This window comes from Bacteriovorax sp. DB6_IX, assembly GCF_000447775.1.
Taxonomy (GTDB): Bacteria; Bdellovibrionota; Bacteriovoracia; order Bacteriovoracales; family Bacteriovoracaceae; genus Halobacteriovorax_A.
On record NZ_AUNJ01000177.1, the window covers coordinates 1 to 16356 of the forward strand.

Consider the following 16356-nt stretch of genomic DNA (forward strand, 5'->3'; position numbering starts at 1 on the left):
CCTTCTCTTCATTCTTAAAAGTTTCCATTATATTGCTAACAATAGATTCTGTAAGTTGAACTGTTGCTGAGTTAAACCCAATTTTAAGAATTTCCTTCGTAACGATATCGTAACTATTTCCCATCGCCTCGAGTTTGGCATCTCCTTCAAGCTTTGGATCATTAAGAAGCTCTACGAGTTTATTTGAAACAAAGGTTGTGAAGTTCTTCTGCTGCTCTTTTGGGATATAGAAATTCTTAAGTCCCTGGTCACAGTACTTCTTAATGACTTCTTGTGAGAAGATATCACCTTGATGAATTCTTTTTACAAATTGAAAATCAGTAGGGCCTTTCTTAATACGAATATAAACATCACAACAAGAGGTGCTAATATTGAAGAAGTAGTTTACTGAAATAGGAACGAAGTCAGGTATTTTTGTCTTAGAGAGCACATCCTCAGTGATCCCCAATGTTTTTGCGGCAAGCTTGATTGTGTTTTCCCAGTCAGACTCTTCACTGGCCACGGCCATCTCTTTTAAACTCTGCGGGATATCATTGTCTTCACCAAGGACAATCACTGGAATATCGCGATCATTTTCAGTTATAAAGTCCGAAATAGCTTGAATAGAATCCTCATCTCCATTTTTGACAGCGCTGATAATGAGGTCAATTTCTGGAAGTATTGTCATAAGTTCAACGGCATCAGAGGCACTTGCTCTGACAATGACATCAACCCCGAGATAAGTTTTAATATTGAGTGAGATTAAATCTTTGATAACCTCATTTGATTCAATAAGAATAATTTGCATACATCCCTTCGCTCTAAAAATGAGAATTCATATTTATTATACATGAAAACTCATATCTTATTGAAATTTATCGGTTAAGGGGCAAAATATCTTTAGCTATTTACTCGAGTTTAGGGGAGGACGCAATCTGCATCACTAAAAGCGGCGGCTTTTGAGCGTAAGAGGGAGTTGTGTAGCTCTAATTGTTCCTGGCTTAAGTTCTCGTGGCATAGAGCAAGAGTACATGAGCGCTTTCTTCCATAACCCCTTCTATTTAAGACGGTAAAGCCTGAGAGGGCCATGGCCTTTCTGATATGAACAGCAGCGCTATAGGTAGAGAGAATGGATTCCCTATGACAGTAACTTCTCAGATTCCTGAACCATTCTCTTGTCCAAAGAGTTGGGTTTTTCTTAGGAGAAAAGGGATCCTGAAAAATACAATCGAGTAGGGTCTCATCGTGAAGTGTTGAAATTGTCTTTCTCGCATCTCCAATTAAGATACGAAGATTGACTCCTTCTACGAATATTTGAATTTCATTCTCGCTTTGATTGATATCTTCGGGTCTTAACCGATACTTTCTGGCAAATTCGGAGTCTTTTAGTGCCCATAGGGCAAAATTGCGATCGATTTCAGTTGAGATGAATTCTAGTTTTTGAAAGAGCGCAAGATAATCTTTCGGGTGCTTTTCTTTGATAACCTCTAGAGTGGCAAAGATTCCCATTGCGACCCCAAAGCCAACTTCAAAGATTGTTACCTTGTCTTGTTGATAAGCTTTTCTAAAACTTGGCAGCCTTGGACATAGTTGTGAATTGTTTCTTGCCAAGCACCTGAAGTGCTATGACAATTTTCATCATAAGCACTTGAGTAAACTGTTTGGCTTCCGTCTTCAGTTTACGACGATCTTGTAATTTCCAAGACTTCCTTTGAATTCCATATCTTAACTCCTGCTTCTCTTATCTCATGAGTCGCAGTAGCTGTAAATAAGCTGCTATACAGTAATGGGGTTGGATAGCTAGGGTTTTAATTTAAAAACAACATCTTACTAACTGAGTTTTCTAACAGCTGAGAAAATTGTTTTGATTCAGTAATGATTTAAGGGAGGTGAGGGAATTTCACCCCCATTAAAGAGGATCAGTTTTGAGGGGTCAAGTTTGTCTTTAGAGTCACCGATAGGTTCTTTGATGAAAAAACTAAACTATTTGTTTTATCTAATTTTCCTTTCTCATGTGGTGTCGAACAAAAGAGTGCGACCAAGAGTAGTATTGGCGCTCAGATGAATATTGAGGTCGCGATTACTGAAGAAAAGAAAGTATGGGCACGAAAACTCTGTGATGCAATGAGATCTAAGCGTCTCAAGATTGCTGGTGCAAGTCGTCCAGATAGAATTACTTTTAAAGTGAGTGAGCAAAATTGCACAAACATAAGTTCAGGTTATAACGTAGATGTTGAAATTTCACGCTCTGTAAATGGTGGTTATGTGTTCATGCCATATGATTCTCAGACTGGAAATATTAGGGAGAGTCTCGTTCAAACAGAACTCAACGGCCATCTCTCTTCAATTTGCACTGCGATTACAGAAGATGCTGAGGTGGGACTTGTTCACTTGGATACACTTAATTCTGTACAGGCCATTGATATCGAAGAAGATGGTTTCACAGTTTCTTATGGTGAAAAAAGCAGTCAGACTGGTTATTATAATTTAGTTGAGAAAACGAGTTATTCAATTAATACAAATGCAGGTCATCTTCAATATGGTTATGTAACCAAGAAGACGATTGAAAAGTCGTGTAATGTTGAGGGTGATATTCAGTCAGAGACATATTCGAGAGAAATAACAAATTTTAGGCTTTAAGAAAAAGAGAAGGATTTCTCCTTCTCTCTAACTTCACAAAACATACTATCTAATAGACCAATCAGTATAGATCATCTCTAAACGAGGTCTAATGAGAACTTCATATCTCTTAAAGAGTTCAACTCTTGATTCATCTTTTTCTGCATGAAGCGCAAGAACTCTCAGCGTCTCCATATAAGATAGTGCCTGACAAAGAGTCTCAGCATGAGTCATTAATTGTTCGATATTTGATTCTGCTGTCCAGGCCTTAGGATTGAAGATGTCTCCAATACTCTCAGGTCTTAAACACTTCATTAAAAGTTTGATGGTATTCTTTTTAAATCTGTATTGAATGCCATTAAAAGTTTTAACATTCGCATTTTCACTGCTGATGAAGTTTGCACTTGGGTGCTTTGCAAAGACACTTGAGAAGAATTTCTTAGGGTCCTTTGCCGCATATTTTACAATATCCTTAAGGGCCATCAGTGCTTGGATCTGACTTGTTCCTTCGTAGAGAAGAGGGCCAAAGCTATCTCTGTGATATCTCTCAACAGGATATTCTTCCATATATCCATAACCACCAAGGACTTGAATTGCTCTTTGTGAAAGGTGAGTATAGGCCTCACAAGCATAGTACTTAACAAGTGGTGTTCTCTTTCTTGTCCAAATCCATGCGTCTTTAAGCATTTGCTCTTCTTCTTTAGAAAGATCATCAGTATGCTTCTTTTTCTTGTCGAGGTGTTGATAGATATCAAAGTGTGACACAGTATCAACCATAAGGGCACGAATAGCATCTCTTTCAGTGGTAAAGTCTGAAAGATTTCTCTTCATAAGAGGTAGATCAGTTAGAGCTCTACCAAATTGTTCTCTTTCACTTGCATACTTAATTGCATAATCAAGAGAGCCTTCAATCCCACCTAGGGCCTGCATACCAACGGCAATTCTCGCTTCATTCATAAGGTGGAGCATGTACTTAAACCCCATTCCTTCTTCACCAACGAGAGTGGCCACTGAGTTCTCATAGACAACTTCTGTCGTAAATGAGCCGTGCATTCCCATTTTTTCTTCATTCTTTGTGACTCTAAAGTTGAGCTTTCCATCTCCTAGGTCTTGTTCGCAAAGGAACATTGAAATTCCTTCTAGGCCTTCAGGTGCTCCTTTTATTCTTGCTAGAACAAAACCGATTCCACCGCCACCATTTGTGATAAAGATCTTGGAACCATTAAGTAGGAATTTCCCATCATTGGTTGGAGTCGCTGATGTTTTAATCATCCCAAGATCTGAACCACAACCAGGCTCAGTTAAACACATTGAACCACTGAGAGTACCCGCACAAATTTGCGGAATGATTCTTTGTTGAGTTGGTTCATCACAGAAGCGGTGAACCATATCGGCCATGGAAGTAAAAAAGGCGTATTGAGTACATGAAGACATACATGATCTCGCAAGTTGCGAGAGCACAACCATGAGAGGTCCAAGCGGAAGACCTAGTCCACCAAGTTCTTGTGGAATAGGAAGACCAAAGACTTGCAGTTCTGCGGCCTCACGATAAAACTCTGTCAGTTCTTCTCCTGGAATAGTGCGGCCATCAACGATTTCACCAGCGCCTTTTTTATCAAGTGCAGCGGCGCGCTCGAGTACGGCCTTCGATGTCCAGTCTCCTGTTTGAGTGAGAAGCTCTTTTATAAAATCAATGATTTCTTCTTTGTTTTGAAATCCATCTTCAGTTGGAAAAGTCGGGTAGTAGAGAGGGATAATTCTGTCCCAATCAACTCCATTATCAATGAGCCATTGCCATTCTTTTTCTTCAGAAAAGTAGTTCATAGAGACTCCTTTATGCTTTTAATTTCTATGTGAAAAAAAGTATAAAGGCATACGTGACCCGTGGTCAACTAAAAAGATCAGCTTTTTTTAAGGCTGATCTTCCTGTGTCTGGGCCTTCTTGAAGTAGTTCAGGAGGTTGTCATTGATATTGTCAGTGTTAAGTGTTTTCTCGCCACCATCGTCATAACTTCCAGGATCTAAGCTTACCCCTGTGCTGGAGACGATATTGGCGTAGTCGTCATAGGAGCCACCCTGACGGTTGGTAAGGCCAAGCTCTGCTGAAGCCTCGAGATTTTCTCTTGTAAAGGCGTTTGACTCAAGCTCGCGCGCAATAGAGGCGGTGTTTTGGGTTTGTTCTTCACCATTGTCAATCTTGAGGTAACCCGAAACAATATTATTGAAGTGAACAAGCTCGGCAAACTCTTGTGGTTTTTGCTTAAGTTCGTTTTGAAGATTTTCAATCTTGGCCTGGTCTTCGGCCATATTAAAATTATCACCCTTGGTTGTTGTGGCCTCAATCTTTGCACTTAATTGATCGATAATCGCTTGCTTCTTAGCATCGTAGCGCTCGTTAATTTGATCTTTGATACCATCGATGGTTGCCATTTGCTGTGCATCTTCTTCAGTGTATCCCTCTTCAAGAAGTAGGGCCTTGATTTTTTCAGTATCACCATCTTCGATATTCTTAAGCTTTTCAGAAACTGCTTCTTGCTTGAGTTTTACCTCAGCGATCATACGATAAGCTTCATCCTTATTGTTATTGAGATACTGCTTACAAAGCTCTTCATCATTTTCTCTTAGGCACTTGTCCATTTCTTCAGCTTGAGTTTTAACAGCTTGGGCATAACCAGAAGAGACAACTTCATTGGAAGTAATACTTGTGAGATCGTCGATAGACTCTCCACTCTTATTTCCACTGTAGAAATTAATCGTTCCCTTATTCTTTCCATCTCTTAGTTCATCATATTTTTCAATGGTCTTATCGAGGGCAATAATATTTTGTCTCGACTCAGTAATATATTGAGTAACTTCACAAGCACGAGACTTAGAATAATTGATATCATCTTGGCACATATCCCTTTTTTGATCACGCTCGTTTTGTGGAAATTGAGAGAGACATTCGTTGACAAGACTTCCTTGTGAAAAATTAATACCTGGAATAGGGGTCTTATTACCACTATCGTCCATCATATAGACTGTGCTCGGTTGGTGACACATATGTTGAATATTTGCTAAGCAGACAGACCACTCCTGTGAGGCCTGAAGATCTTTTCCCGTCGCAGAGAGTTGTTTAAGCTTTCGCAAGTTATTCTTTCTTTGAGATTGTCTTTGAGTTTTATCTTCAGGAATAATTGTGGCGTAGAAGCTACTTCCAATTTGGTAGTTCTTGGCCTCGATACAATAACTTGAAAGGGCGGCAACGAGGTTCTTACCGAGCTGAGTTTTTTGTAGCTCAAAAAATACTCGCTGATCAACAGTTCTCTCTGATTTGACAAGCTTGTCCTTGTAATTTGCTTGGGTGCGATCACCGTAAAGGGCCTCGTCCAACTTCTTGCTATAGTAATCTTGCAAGGCCTTAAGTCCTGGTTCAGTTTCTTTCTTTGTTTTTACAATTTGTTGATAGCGAATAGAGTCAACCTCTTTTCCTTTGCTATCTTTTTCTACTGATTCGAGAACTTGCTTCTTAAGTTCTTCATTCGCTGACACTCCTTGGATACCTGCGGCCTGATCTCCTTCCCATAGACAACTCATCAGTCTTGAGCCAGAAATTGTTCCACCACTAGATTGATACTGGTGATCAAAGCAATTCTTATAAATTGTTTCGACACCTTCAATTTTCATGGCGGCCTTGAGGGTGGGGTTTTCATCTGCAACTTGTTTTAAGTAATAAGTTGAGGGCTCTTCATTTTCAGGATTAGCATTATTGGCCATGGCCTGTGTCAACAAGCATACGCCTAGGATAAATGTGAGTTTGTCTAGCTTCTTCATCTCTTAACTTATCGTCTAAAACCATTATAATCTTGATGTTTTAGCTGGGTTAAGAGTTTGGTTGATTCTTATGGGATTTCAGTATGTTGGCCCACTATGAACAGTGGGCCAAGTGCCTTAAATTAGTACCACTTCTTACATCTTGTGGCGCCAGAGCGAGTTTCACCCCATCTTAGCTCCACCTTATCATTTGGATGTGAAGAGAGAAGGCCTTTTGAGATACGATTCCAAAGCTCAGAAAGATCAATTCTATGACCTTGACGATACTCAATGGCACACATCTCTAGTAGGGACTCTTGGTCACTACTTGAAGTAAATTCAGAGAAGATACTTTTGATGACTTCATATTGAGAGTCTCCCGCGAGTGGCTCTAGTAAGGCAAGTTCATCTTGGAGTTTTGTGAATGCCCCCTTGAGTGCCTTATCTCTGGCCGGTGTCGAGTAGATGTCGTACTCAGAATAATTCATACAACGGTTTCTAATTTGCTCTCTAAACTTAAGCCCTTGATCAACATACTTAATTCTTGATTGGGCCTCATCACATAGACCTTTGAAAAGACGTGTTAGCTTCTGTTTTGGATCTTCGTCAACTTTGGCAAGAGTCTTTTGAACATAGTTAAAAAAGTTCTTTCCATACTTGTTAACCAGATCAAGTTGTTCTGTTGAGCGCTTCCAGCTCTGAGGATAGGCGCTGGCCTTTTTCATATGATAACCTGGCCAGATAAATCTCTTAAATCCCCAAACTCCATGAGGGAGGTTTACCAGAGACTTATCCCAAGTGTCTCTCATTGGGAGTTTATCTTTTTTTATGGCCTGAGTTGAATAGAGGAGTCTGAATGTTCCAATCTCAGAGATATCTTTGATATTGTAACTGTGACGGACATGACCATTTCTGGTCTTAATCTTATAAGTAAAGAGTGTTCCAGCATCAATTGAGTTAATGGCCGTAGGGTACGTGTCATTATAGCTTAAACTCTCTGTTCCAACTGAGAGACCAAGGTAGTTAATGAAGGCCACGACTCTCTTTGTTCCCGCAGGGTGCTTATCAAATTTATTGGTCTCATTTGAGATTGTGGCATTTTTACCACGGGCACCACTTGGGTTTCTAAAGGCAAATGGTAGTCCCTTCTCGTATGAGTAGATAATTCTCAGGGCATAGCTGGCATCAGCACAATCGGCCGAAATTCCATACCAAGGGCTAGACTTGGATACGAACATGTCCTTATTGGCAACGTCGGTTCTAATCCACTGTGAGTAGTCCTCTTCATCTTGCCAGGTCCAATCTTTTTGAGTTTGCCAAACTTGCGCAAAGCTTAGTTGGGTCATCAATAGGATTAATAGATATTTCATGATTGATCTCTCTCTTTTTAACTACTTGGGTAAGCTTGTTGTGTGTTGTGCTTCTAGTGGAGGGATCATGCTATGGCGTGGAAGTTTTGCCAAGGAGGGTCGCGGCATAGATTTAAGTAAAATATGCTCACTCTCTTGCATAAGTCACTGGTTTTCGGTAGTTTGGGCCCATGGAACAAGAAAATCAGAACCCAGAAATGACAAAATCTGAAAATCAACTTGCTGATCTTGAGTCAGTCCTAGGGCCGATGTCTATGATGGAGGCAAGGCTAGAGGGAGACTTTCTCTCATCTATTATCGACATTGATATCGATATTGAGACGCCGTTAGACTCTCAAGCTCTAGCGCAAGAAATACAAGAAGAAAAACAAGAAGAAAAGAAACTACACTAACAATGGGAAAGAACAAAAGAAGGGCCACCGCCATAGATCGCTGTCCCACATGTCGTATTAATACTCATTGGTGCTTCTGTGATCATATCCAAGAGATTCCATCACAGATAAAAGTTTCAATTGTCATGCACTATACGGAGAGATGGCTCACATCTAATACGGCCTACTTTGCCCAATTACTTCTGCCAAATTGCCAGATCATAGAAAGAGGGAATATCGATCAGCCGATTCCTTCTGAACCGTTCACACAGAACGAGCAATATCTCTATCTCTTTCCAACTGAGGATTCAAAACCTGTCACAGATTTCAAAGCTGTGAAAGGCAAGCCTATTCATCTTGTTGTTCCAGATGGTTCTTGGTCAAAGGCAAAGAAGATTCACAAGCGCGAAGAGGTTTTTAAAGAGATGCCCAAGTATCACCTAACTAATGTGGGTGAATCGAATTATGGCCTAAGAAAATCTCCTGGAGAAAATTTTCTGTGTACCTATGAGGCCATTGCCCACGCTTTAGAACAGTTAGGAGAGGAGCAAGTTAAGCTCGACATGCTTAAGTTCTTCGATGTCTTTGTTTCAAGAGTAAAGATGAGTCGAACCGGTGCTTTTAATTTCTAATACCGTAACGTTCTCTAATATTGCGATCAAAATCCTTTAAATCCTTCCCGCAGTTAAAGAGATAGCCGACTCGGTTATTTCCGGCCCACGGACGAAAATTTTTGTGATTATCACAGCCGACTTTAACAAGGGCGATTTTTATTTTAGGAGCTCCATTCCAGAGAATTTGTAATGGCCCATCACACCACCAAAGACCTTGCTTATTCTTCCAGCAAAAAGCGAGGGCGTCATTGGCATCTTGGGCCTTGAGCTCTACTGGTGTGAAAATAAGAAAACAAAGTATAAGGAGAGTTTTCATGATTAGATTATAGGAATCCAATCGCGAGATATTATGGGTGAGTATGGAGGTATTTTAAAAGTGTTTTATTATTGTTTTTTTACGCCATATTTACGACGAATATCTCTATCGTAAGAAGTGAGCTTCTTGCCACATTTGAAGAGGTGACCAACACGGTTATTACCGGCCCAGGCAATTGGTTTCTTGTAATTGTCGCATCCAACTTTGACTACGGCCTTTTTAAGTGACTTTTCTGGGGCCCAAAGAATCTGCTTTGGTCCATCACACCACCATTTTCCATCTTTATTTTGCCAACAGAAGGCCAGGGCCTCGTTATTTGCTCGCTTAGACTTGGCCTGAACAGAAGCTTGGGCCGAAAAAGAGAACATAAGGATAAGAATGTTTACTAAGGCTAAAAATTTCATAAGTTTACTCCGTGTAACTAAAGCCTAGATTAATTTTAACTCAAAAAAGCCTGTTGACCCAGTAAATAATTATTAATTTATCACAACTGGTTTTTAATAAGTTGTGTAATCTTAGCAACTTATCGACCTATCTTAAATATAACTTAAGTTGTAACTTGAGACAATGTGAAAAATATTAGCTTTTTATGTGAAGCATATCCTGATAAGCTGAAAAAAGATGATAAAAAATATTGATGGAGAAGAGCTCTATAAGAGTTTAAAGTCCAGAAAAACTCATTCAAATAAGTATGATTACGGACACTTAGTTTGCATTGGTGGCAATTACACAATGGCCGGGGCCATTACAATGTGTGCGCTTGCGGCCATGCGCTCAGGGGTAGGGTTGGTGACACTACTTACTCGTGAGGAGAGTGTAATTTCTGTACTCAAGGAGTGTCCAGAGGCCATGGTTAAGACTATCGAAGGTTTTGATGAGAGGCAGAGAGCAGAAATTTATCAAATACTTCAAAAGGCCCGGGCCATCGTTATTGGCCCGGGTCTAGGAAGGGATGCGTGGTCTAGGGAGCTCTATAATTTAGTTCTCGATTACCTTAAGGAAAATAAACCAAATTGCCCGCTATTACTTGATGCTGACGCACTCTATTTTCTCTCACAAGATCACGATTCATTAAAGAGCTTGAAGCACACTATTGTGACTCCTCATAGTGGTGAGGCCTCGCGTTTATTAGGTGGAAGTGGTAGCGATATAGATGAGGATCGAGAAGGGGCCGTTAAGAGGCTGGCAGATCTCTCAAGTGTGGCACTTTTAAAGGGGGCACAGACCCTGATCGCAAAGCGAGAAATTGATTACGAAATTTATCAAAATGATTTAAGTACTGCGGCCCTGGCCACTGCTGGTAGTGGTGATGTGCTTAGTGGGATTATTGCCTCACTCATTGCCCAGGGTCATGATTGCTTTGAGGCCGCAAGACTTGGGACATGGCTTCACTCTCAGGCCGCCTTAGAATATCTTAAAGAGGGATATGGAGAGAGATCTCTAATTGCAACCGACATTATCAGTTATTTAAGAAAGTTTCTCTAATGCGCTCCTACTTGTTTCTTGGTGTATTTACTCTACACTCATAGACATGAAATTTTTAGCACTTGTTATACTAGTTTTTACTTCATCACTTTGCCTTCAATCACATGCCGATCAGGCCATGGCCCAAAAGGTGTCAGCTTATTTTAAAAAGCATGACTGGCAACTTATAAAAGAAAAGGATCAGGTTAAGGTTTATTCAATGGAGCCTGAGGGGCTCGATGTCCTGGCCTTCAGATCAATTGGAGTCTTAGAGGCCCCAGTAGATCAAGTGATGGAACTTTTAAGAAGGGTGGAGCTTTCTAAAGAGTGGATGCCGCGACTATCTCATAAGAAAGTTATTCGAGATGTCTCAGATCATGAGGCCGTCACCTATAGTGTTAATGATTTGCCATGGCCATTTAGTGACAGAGAGATGGTTTTGAATAATCGACTTGTGGTTCATGAAAAGACTAAGAATATGGTCGTAGAGATTTTCTCTGTTGAAGACGAAAGAGCACAGAGAGATCCCAAGCATATTCGTGCACAAATTTATCTCGGGCAAACTTGGATCAAGGCCATTGATGAGAAGAAGACTCAGGTTGAAATTGTTATTCTTGTTGATCCAATGGGAAAGATACCAAAGTGGTTAGTAAATCTCTTACAAAAGAATGTACCCTATAAGCTTCTTAAGGGAATTGAGGATATGGCCTCAAAGAGTGAGTATAGTGTCAGAGACTCTTATAAGACTATTATTAAGGATCTCTACCCAGAACTCTATTCAAAAATAATTAAATAATAGGAGTCTATTGTGATTGAAAAATATTTGGATGCTTTTCCTTTTAGTAATACCTATATCACGCAAGGAGCAACGAAGGCCTTTTTCCTCAAGAATATGGATGGGGCGGTTAAACTTCATTGTCTAAACTTAGTTGAGTCAAAAAATTATAATGATGGAAATCTTTGGAGTGAGGAAGACTTTTCTAAGAGAAGCTTTAGACACTTTGGTTTTAATAAGAAAACTAATGAGCACTATATTATTTCTGATACTGACAATAAAGAAGATTATAATATCTTTAAGCTCAGACTGGATTCGGGAACTCTAGAGCAAGTGACAAAGACGAGTTACTGCGGAATCTATGGAGTAGATGAGGAGTTTGAAACTCTCGTCTATGGTGATCGTTATAAAACAGAAAACGGAAAGTTCTTCACTAAGCTCTATTTAATGAATTTAAGCACTGGTGAAAGCGAATTACTCTGCGATGACTCTGATTGGGAGTATCGTTTCTCATGGTCTAGTGTCGAATTTAGCCTTGATAAATCTAAAATCTACTTCTCACTAGATAAAGATAATAATAGAACAGACTCTAATATCTATGAGTTTGATCTTAAGTCTAAGAAGCTAAGTGCATTATTGCCAAAAGAATGCGAAGGCCCACATCTCTATCTTGTCAATGAGCATATAGATAATGCTGGTCTTTACTTTATCAGCAATAAAAGTGGCCATGACAACCTCTATAATTTTAATCTTGAGAGTCAGGGCGTGACTCAACTCACTCATTTTGAAGAGAATACTTCTGGTTTTAAGATGAGTCCTGATAATAAAACACTCCATATTCTAGTTGATAGAAAGCAGGAGAATAAGACCTTATTGGTTGAGCTTAAGCTTGCTGGAGATCGTGTGGAAAGTAGGGAGGAGATCACTCTTGAAGGTTCTCAGCACTTTCTACAGTCAAAGGATCTTTGGCTTAGTTCAACGGCCATGGATAATCCCGGAGATATTAAGCTTTGTGAAATCTCTGAAGGGAAATTAGTTGAGAAGATGCAGCTTAATAATGTCGTTGGAAATCTTGATGATCTTATCCACAACACTTATAAATTTGTTGAGTACCCAAGTTTCGATGGACAAATGGTTCCGGCCTTTCTCTCTCTGCCAAAAAAGAAAGTAAGAGCAGCGATTATTACGAGCTTCTATGGTGGTGATAATAACTACTCGTGGCTAACTCAGGCCTTTGCTGAGCTTGGAATTGCAATCTTATCTCCAGGTGTTCGTGGTTCGTGGAGCTATGGAAAAATTTGGCGTGAAAAAATTCTTGGTGATCTTGGAGGTGATGAAATCCTTGATGTTCATTGGGGTGCTAAATTTCTTGAAAAAGAATTAGGTCTGCCTTGCGAGAGAATTGGGGTGCGTGGTGGAAGCCATGGAGGATATGCGGTTCTTAGGGCCATGACAATGCCAGAAAATTTTAAAGAAGGTATACCTTCTTCTTATCCTTATGGTTTTGGGATTTGTTGGGCCGGTTTTGCTGATCTTGAAGATTTTTACAAGACGTCGAATATTCCCGATTGGCTAGTTAATATGCTTGGGCCATATGAAGGTAATGAACAAAAGTATCGCGAGAGATCGCCGCTCCATGACTTTGAAAACCTTCAGGCGCCATTATTTATCGCTCATGGTCTCAATGATTCACGAGTCAGTGCGAGTTCAATGGAGGGCTTTATAGAGAAGCTTAAAGCTTCTGATAAGAATTACACACTGCATATCATGGAAGGTTTAGGACATGGTGGTGGAAATAAGCAAGAAGAAGTTGATCAATACACCAAGGTATTTAATTTTGTAGAAAGTGTGTTGCAAGATAAGTAAAGCATGCCATAATAATGAATATATTTTAAAAAAAAGGATACAAAATGGCAGAAGAAGCAAAAGGTTTAAAAAAGCCAGTAAAGCTAAAAGCAGATTTATCTGCAATGCTTGGAGAGAGTGAACTTCCAAGAACAGAAATTACGAAGAGACTATGGGACTATATTAAGTCAAAAGGTCTTCAGACTAAGACTGAAAATGGAAAGCCTGAAAATGCAGGAAAGTTCATCGTTGCAGATGCAACTCTACTTCCAATCTTTAAGAACACGAACTCGACGTCTAAGTCAGGAAAAGTCACAGACCTAAGAAATATGAAAGAAGGTGAAACTGTGAATATGATGCAGATGGCGGCGATTGTTGGTGCCAATATCGAAGCATAATTTTCCCGGCCCGCCATTGGTGGGCCATATCGTTTAATATATTCCTATGGAATATAAATCATATGAAGGTGACTCGTTAGAGTTAAATCCTAAATCTCCTTTTTTCTTAGATCATGTTAGTCGTTATTGGTGGGCCTCAAATCGCCTAAAAGGTAAGAAAGTCCTAGACTGTGCTTCCGGCAAGGGCTATGGATCATATATCCTATCAAAGAATGCCTCAAGTGTACTTGGGGTGGATCTGAATGAGAATAGCCTTGAATTGGCCAGGGCGGTCTTTGGTCATAGTGAGAATCTCGACTTCAAAAAATTTAATGTTATGAAACTCGCTGAGATGGATATTAAGTTTGATGCTATCACGGCCTTTGAAGTTATCGAGCATCTTGATCCTCAAGAGACAGATGAGTTCTTACAGTCTTTAGGAAGTGCTCTAAGTGAAAGTGGAGAGCTTATTCTCTCAACTCCAAATCATGATGTGGTATTAAAGAGTCGCTCTGATATTCCTAGTTTTCATATTAATAACTTTCGTGCCAGTGAGCTTAAAAAGGCCCTAGAGAAGCATTTTGATGAAGTTGTGATGATTGGACAGTATCGCAGACGTGGATGGCTTTACAATAGTATTTTTGGCCTGGATTTCTTTAACCTGCGCCATAGTTTAAAGAATTTTTTTAAGGCCCCATCACAAACTGTTGAAGTCAGTGATGATGAAAATATGGATCGCGATGAATATATGGCCAATAACCCTCTTGATAAGACGCATTTTGAAAGGCCACCACAGGAATTTCATGAATATAGCTTTAGTTCATCCCATTGGCGCCAGGCAGGGCTAACGGTTTGTCTTTGTCGTAGGCCAAAGAAATAGCGCTGCCATTTAGACAGCGCTCGTGCACGTTTTTTTAGAAAATATTTCCACAGCTAAATGCTACGGGCTCAACTTTTTCTTGAGCATATCTTCTTGCATTAGAAGAAGTCATATCAAGTCCAGAGCTTGAGTAAGCAAAGGTATAGTGCTTCTTAAATTCACTTTCAATTGGAAAGTCTTCACAAAATGATTGCCACTTATTCATTGCATAGCTCTTGGCATTTGATGATGTCATATCAAGGCCAGAAGTTGAGTAGGCAAATGTTTTTAGCCTAGAAGATTTACTCATGAAGATATCTGCCGTTTCACATGAGTGTGTTTCTGTGAACTCTTGAGCAAATTGTGTTGCTCCAGATGAGGTCATATCAAGACCACTTGAAGAATAGGCAAAATTCTTAATCTTAATAAATGTTTGTTGAAAGATATCCGCACTATCTTGAGAACATACGCGATAGATTGGTCTTGGGTTTGTTGGTGGAACAGGAGTTGTTCCTATACCTTTAATGATTTTTACAGCAAGAGTTAGATGCTTTTTTACATCCCTTAACTCTTTATTTGAAAGTGTGTCAGCATTTTGATTTGCAAGACGATTTACTTTCTTAGCTAGTTTTAAAACATCGGCCTCAAGATCAACTCTGTTGGCGAATGAGTTTAAAGATACAACTGCTAATGTGGCCATAAAAATACTTTTCTTCATCATAATTCCCTCTCTCAAATTCAATAAGAACTTTTCTCTCTAAACATATGCAAATTCATTTTTTTATATGTTAAAGGGTCTAAAGCAAGGGAGATGCCAAAAATATGAAGCCCTCAGATCAATTCTAGGGCCTTTTTGACCCTCATTGCATACCTAAGGTGCACTATGAAACTGTCCTCAATTTTGAGTGGTGTCGAGTTGACCAAATGACGCGCTTTTTTTTGGCATGAAATTCGCTTTGTAAAAACTACGCTATTAAGCTTAATAAATTTTAGAGAGAGGGTTTTTTATGAATTCAGTATTGAATAAGGTCATTTTAACTGCGGCATTAGTCCTGGGAACAAATCAAGTCTTTGGTGCAAATTTTAGGATCAAAATGCACGACCAACAATTTAGAGGAGAAAATACTCTTCATCTAAAACAACTTATTAAAGATCAACACCCGGGCGCTCAATTGGGGAATCAAAGAATTAATCTTGTTCAATTAACAGCAAAATCAAAGAACGGAAACGGAAGAGTTAAGCTTCTTGTTGATGGTATGGTTGAGGATGCTGATAGAGTCGATGGAAGAGAGTATGACTTTCATGATGCGCACAGATCAACTTTTGATTATGTCGTTCTGACAAGTATCAATACACAAAGAGGGCCATGGCATCTTGATCTGAAAGGGAATATCAAAGTACGAACGATCGAAGTTTCAACAACTGATCTTAGACCAGCACCTAGGCCACGTCCAATTGAGCCGTTTTTCAAATCATTTGGTACTAAGAAAGTTGATAAGTTTATCGTAGATACAGATACATTCTATGTTTCTGAAGGTGGAGTTGAAGCTATTAGGCTTGTTGCCGTTGGTGGTGGACTCGAAATCGAGGCCGTGAAGGTTTACCTAGATAATGGAAGAGTTCTTGATATGGGAAGCCTAAGAGGATATCTAAGTGAAGGACAAGAGCTAACTCATCACTTTAGAACACGTCACGGTGCTGGAATTAACAAGGTTGTTGTAAACGCAACTTCGACGAGTATCATCGGATCGAGATCAAAGGTTGAGCTACAGCTAGGTCTTAGAAGATAATCAATATTTTACTTATAATACACAAAGCTGCGCATATTCCTGTGCAGCTTTTTTTATTTCTGATCGAGTAAAAGGTCTAACTTCAAAGGAAAATTAGCGAAAAGCAAGTTGAGTTCTAATACTCATGACTTCATTTCTTTTAGGAAATTGAATTCTTACAACCTTATGTAAAATACATTTCTTNA

Annotated in this window: 17 protein-coding genes; 9 read left to right on the top strand and 8 right to left on the bottom strand. The window is 39.5% G+C overall.

What is annotated here, in order from left to right; genetic code table 11:
- Together M901_RS05165 and M901_RS05170 are read right to left on the bottom strand one after the other, a co-directional pair.
- On the bottom strand, positions 1-787 hold a 787-nt coding region (locus tag M901_RS05165), incomplete at its 3' end, for a response regulator (RefSeq protein ID WP_021277145.1).
- 110 nt (positions 788-897) lie between these two features.
- Positions 898-1590 carry a tRNA (5-methylaminomethyl-2-thiouridine)(34)-methyltransferase MnmD gene (locus tag M901_RS05170; protein ID WP_021277142.1) on the bottom strand — a complete coding sequence of 231 codons (693 nt, stop codon included), beginning with the start codon at positions 1588-1590 and terminating at the stop codon, positions 898-900.
- 450 nt (positions 1591-2040) lie between these two features.
- Between M901_RS05170 and M901_RS05175 the strand changes: the two genes are divergently transcribed.
- Positions 2041-2619 carry a hypothetical protein gene (locus M901_RS05175; protein ID WP_021277136.1) on the top strand — a complete coding sequence of 193 codons (579 nt, stop codon included), beginning with the start codon at positions 2041-2043 and terminating at the stop codon, positions 2617-2619.
- Positions 2620-2664: 45 nt separating this feature from the next.
- Here the strand turns inward: M901_RS05175 and M901_RS05180 are convergent, their stop codons facing one another.
- The 3 genes from M901_RS05180 to M901_RS05190 form a co-directional block, all read right to left on the bottom strand.
- Positions 2665-4422: an acyl-CoA dehydrogenase family protein gene (locus M901_RS05180; RefSeq protein WP_021277144.1), complete on the bottom strand. Its 1758-nt coding sequence runs from the start codon at positions 4420-4422 to the stop codon at positions 2665-2667.
- A gap of 87 nt (positions 4423-4509) precedes the next feature.
- Positions 4510-6411, bottom strand: a complete 1902-nt coding sequence (locus M901_RS05185; RefSeq protein WP_021277133.1) for a hypothetical protein — start codon at positions 6409-6411, stop codon at positions 4510-4512.
- A gap of 122 nt (positions 6412-6533) precedes the next feature.
- Positions 6534-7760 carry a hypothetical protein gene (locus M901_RS05190; RefSeq protein WP_157679849.1) on the bottom strand — a complete coding sequence of 409 codons (1227 nt, stop codon included), beginning with the start codon at positions 7758-7760 and terminating at the stop codon, positions 6534-6536.
- Positions 7761-7930: 170 nt separating this feature from the next.
- Between M901_RS05190 and M901_RS05195 the strand changes: the two genes are divergently transcribed.
- The gene (locus M901_RS05195; protein ID WP_021277140.1) at positions 7931-8152 is read left to right on the top strand and encodes a hypothetical protein; all 222 of its coding nucleotides are present in this window, start codon (positions 7931-7933) and stop codon (positions 8150-8152) included.
- Positions 8153-8154: 2 nt separating this feature from the next.
- Positions 8155-8763, top strand: coding sequence for a tRNA-uridine aminocarboxypropyltransferase (locus M901_RS05200; protein ID WP_021277137.1), 609 nt, complete (start codon positions 8155-8157; stop codon positions 8761-8763).
- Here the strand turns inward: M901_RS05200 and M901_RS05205 are convergent.
- The gene (locus M901_RS05205; protein ID WP_034720563.1) at positions 8753-9061 is read right to left on the bottom strand and encodes a hypothetical protein; all 309 of its coding nucleotides are present in this window, start codon (positions 9059-9061) and stop codon (positions 8753-8755) included. The two genes, M901_RS05200 and M901_RS05205, sit on opposite strands and share 11 nt — an antisense overlap.
- Positions 9062-9129: 68 nt before the next feature.
- Positions 9130-9465, bottom strand: a complete 336-nt coding sequence (locus M901_RS05210; protein WP_034720566.1) for a hypothetical protein — start codon at positions 9463-9465, stop codon at positions 9130-9132.
- A 217-nt stretch (positions 9466-9682) separates the two neighbouring features.
- Between M901_RS05210 and M901_RS05215 the strand changes: the two genes are divergently transcribed.
- The 5 genes from M901_RS05215 to M901_RS05235 are packed head-to-tail and all read left to right on the top strand — an operon-like array spanning position 9683 to position 14402.
- Complete coding sequence (locus M901_RS05215; RefSeq protein ID WP_021277131.1) at positions 9683-10546, top strand: NAD(P)H-hydrate dehydratase; 864 nt, start codon at positions 9683-9685, stop codon at positions 10544-10546.
- Positions 10547-10592: 46 nt separating this feature from the next.
- Complete coding sequence (locus M901_RS05220; RefSeq protein WP_021277135.1) at positions 10593-11321, top strand: START domain-containing protein; 729 nt, start codon at positions 10593-10595, stop codon at positions 11319-11321.
- A 12-nt stretch (positions 11322-11333) separates the two neighbouring features.
- The gene (locus tag M901_RS05225) at positions 11334-13166 is read left to right on the top strand and encodes a prolyl oligopeptidase family serine peptidase (RefSeq protein WP_021277132.1); all 1833 of its coding nucleotides are present in this window, start codon (positions 11334-11336) and stop codon (positions 13164-13166) included.
- A 44-nt stretch (positions 13167-13210) separates the two neighbouring features.
- Positions 13211-13543, top strand: a complete 333-nt coding sequence (locus tag M901_RS05230) for an SWIB/MDM2 domain-containing protein (RefSeq protein WP_021277130.1) — start codon at positions 13211-13213, stop codon at positions 13541-13543.
- A 46-nt stretch (positions 13544-13589) separates the two neighbouring features.
- Positions 13590-14402, top strand: a complete 813-nt coding sequence (locus M901_RS05235) for a bifunctional 2-polyprenyl-6-hydroxyphenol methylase/3-demethylubiquinol 3-O-methyltransferase UbiG (RefSeq protein ID WP_021277134.1) — start codon at positions 13590-13592, stop codon at positions 14400-14402.
- Positions 14403-14436: 34 nt separating this feature from the next.
- Here the strand turns inward: M901_RS05235 and M901_RS05240 are convergent, their stop codons facing one another.
- Complete coding sequence (locus tag M901_RS05240) at positions 14437-15099, bottom strand: hypothetical protein (RefSeq protein WP_157679852.1); 663 nt, start codon at positions 15097-15099, stop codon at positions 14437-14439.
- A gap of 289 nt (positions 15100-15388) precedes the next feature.
- Here M901_RS05240 and M901_RS05245 point away from each other — a divergent pair, with 289 nt between their 5' ends.
- The gene (locus tag M901_RS05245; protein WP_021277138.1) at positions 15389-16171 is read left to right on the top strand and encodes a hypothetical protein; all 783 of its coding nucleotides are present in this window, start codon (positions 15389-15391) and stop codon (positions 16169-16171) included.
- Positions 16172-16356: the final 185 nt, after the last annotated feature.

Coding starts and splice junctions, on each gene's coding strand:
- M901_RS05245 (WP_021277138.1), top strand. CDS start 15,389: ATGAATTCAGTATTGAATAAGGTCATTTTAACTGCGGCATTAGTCCTG.
- M901_RS05230 (WP_021277130.1), top strand. CDS start 13,211: ATGGCAGAAGAAGCAAAAGGTTTAAAAAAGCCAGTAAAGCTAAAAGCA.
- M901_RS05240 (WP_157679852.1), bottom strand. CDS start 15,099: ATGAAGAAAAGTATTTTTATGGCCACATTAGCAGTTGTATCTTTAAAC.
- M901_RS05210 (WP_034720566.1), bottom strand. CDS start 9,465: ATGAAATTTTTAGCCTTAGTAAACATTCTTATCCTTATGTTCTCTTTT.
- M901_RS05190 (WP_157679849.1), bottom strand. CDS start 7,760: ATGAAATATCTATTAATCCTATTGATGACCCAACTAAGCTTTGCGCAA.
- M901_RS05235 (WP_021277134.1), top strand. CDS start 13,590: ATGGAATATAAATCATATGAAGGTGACTCGTTAGAGTTAAATCCTAAA.
- M901_RS05220 (WP_021277135.1), top strand. CDS start 10,593: ATGAAATTTTTAGCACTTGTTATACTAGTTTTTACTTCATCACTTTGC.
- M901_RS05215 (WP_021277131.1), top strand. CDS start 9,683: ATGATAAAAAATATTGATGGAGAAGAGCTCTATAAGAGTTTAAAGTCC.
- M901_RS05175 (WP_021277136.1), top strand. CDS start 2,041: ATGAATATTGAGGTCGCGATTACTGAAGAAAAGAAAGTATGGGCACGA.
- M901_RS05180 (WP_021277144.1), bottom strand. CDS start 4,422: ATGAACTACTTTTCTGAAGAAAAAGAATGGCAATGGCTCATTGATAAT.
- M901_RS05195 (WP_021277140.1), top strand. CDS start 7,931: ATGGAACAAGAAAATCAGAACCCAGAAATGACAAAATCTGAAAATCAA.
- M901_RS05185 (WP_021277133.1), bottom strand. CDS start 6,411: ATGAAGAAGCTAGACAAACTCACATTTATCCTAGGCGTATGCTTGTTG.
- M901_RS05205 (WP_034720563.1), bottom strand. CDS start 9,061: ATGAAAACTCTCCTTATACTTTGTTTTCTTATTTTCACACCAGTAGAG.
- M901_RS05200 (WP_021277137.1), top strand. CDS start 8,155: ATGGGAAAGAACAAAAGAAGGGCCACCGCCATAGATCGCTGTCCCACA.